Here is a 1,965-nt window from a genome sequence, read left to right on the forward strand (position 1 = left end):
TTGACACGGCCAGCAGCAGCACGACCATTGCCAACAACGGCACAACGACCAACGCCTTGAGCAGCGTCAAGGGCACGGGCCTGGCCGGTAACACCATCTTCTTGTACGACAACAACTACACGACCTTGGTGGGCTCTGCGGTGGTGGACGGCACGGGCAACTGGTCGGTCACGTCGCTCACGGGCACGTTTGGTGGCAGCAACACCTTTGCGGCCAAGCAGGTGGATGCGCAGGGTAACCACAGCGGGTTGTCCAATTTGTGGACGGTTACCGCGCCTGGTGGCACAAGCTTGATTGACAACGGCGATTTCAGCGCAGGTTCAACAGGCTTCACGACAGAACTCAACAACTCACCTGGGGGCGTTTTCAACTCGAGTGACAATTACCGCATCACAACGGTTGCTGATGCAAACAGCGCACAAACCTACACGACCACCATCGCGACCAGTGCGGCAACAACGCCAGTCACCTATGGCAGCGGCTTGGGCACATGGAGCAAGGCTTCAGTAGGGGGCACATGGCAAGGTGCAGTCGGTAACCCCGACGGCACCATGACCGGCAACATCATGCAAGGTCAGATCAGCACGGGCACAAAAGTGGTGTGGGGTGAAACCGCAAACGTTGTTGCGGGTCAAACCTACAAATTCACACTTGACTATCAGGTAAACGCTTTTACCCAAGGTGCGAACCCCAAACCATTGAACTTGACCATTGATGGCGTCACCATCGATTTCGTGAGTCAAGAGTATGAAGCGGGTCACCTGACAGTCACTTACACCGCGCCAACGACCAAAGCCATCAGCCTCAGCATTCAGGGCAACAATGGAAACGCATCTGGCGGCGACTTCTTGTTGGACAACATCAGCTTCGCTCAAGTTGCACCCACCAACACCCTAGGCACCACCGGCGCAGGATCAGGCCCCACAGAAAACCCCGACGGCACCCTGAGCTACACCGCAGGCGCTCTGGACGCTTTGGGCAGCAACGACACCATCACCGTGGGCAACACCAGCTTGCAAGCCACGCTGGCAGCTGGTGGCATCATCAACGGCGGCACGGGCATCGACAACCTCAAGCTCGCCGCAGGCACCACGCTCAACCTGGAGTCCACCACCGGCAACCAGACCGTCAGGCCCATCGAGCAGGTGGAGATGATCACCCTGCAAGGGGCGGCACCTCGGTGCTGACCATGTCGGCCAACAACGTGCTCAGCCTGGGCGGCAGCAATGCCACCACCATGGCCCCGTACACCTTCACCAGCACCGTGCAAGGTACCGGCAGCACCGGCAGCACCACCAGCACCGGCAAGGTGCAGTTCGTGGTCAACGGCCAACTCAACGACGTGCTCAACCTGAGCGTGCTGGCCAACGACGGCGTGGTCAGCGCCAACGGTGCCTCGGCCGGCTTGCTGGGCAACACCGATTTGGCGGGCAGCTGGGCCTACAAGGGCACCTTCAGCATCGCGGCGGGCGATGCCATGGACGGCGTAGCCCACGTCTACAAGGTCTATGACCACAGCACCACCGGCGCACAAGTGCTGGTGGACGTGGACGTGACGGTCAACACCATCTCGCCCATCACCATCAGCGCCATCAGCACCGACGCAGGCACCAGCGCCACCGACTTCATCACCAACGACCAGACGCTGACGTATTCGGGCGGCTTGCCTGCGGCCTTCAATGGCGCCACCGAGCGTGTCTATGTCGAGATCGTCAACAGCGCCAACGTGGTGGTCAGCACCGGCTTTGCCACGCCCAGCGGCACCACCTGGTCGTGGAACAACACCTCAAAAACTGAGCTGGAGGGCAACTACACCATCCGCGCCACCATCGTGGGGCTGACCAACACCACAGCCGTGCCCGCATACGGCGCAGGCGCGGTGGCCACGCACCTGATGACCATCGACCTGACGCCACCGCAAGTGGCCATCGCCCGCACCGATGGGCTGACCACCACCGTGGGCAG

2 protein-coding genes are annotated in these 1,965 nt (G+C 61.0%); both read left to right on the forward strand.

Going from position 1 to position 1,965, the window contains the following annotated elements; genetic code table 11:
• A partial coding sequence (locus B9Z49_RS21905; RefSeq protein ID WP_158273570.1) for a hypothetical protein occupies positions 1-1,187 on the forward strand: 1,187 nt, incomplete at its 5' end.
• 2 nt (positions 1,188-1,189) lie between these two features.
• Positions 1,190-1,965: Ig-like domain-containing protein (locus B9Z49_RS21910; RefSeq protein ID WP_158273571.1), on the forward strand; the 776-nt coding region annotated here is incomplete at its 3' end.

Source organism: Limnohabitans sp. 2KL-51, assembly GCF_003063645.1.
In the GTDB taxonomy this organism is placed as follows: Bacteria; Pseudomonadota; Gammaproteobacteria; order Burkholderiales; family Burkholderiaceae_C; genus Limnohabitans_A.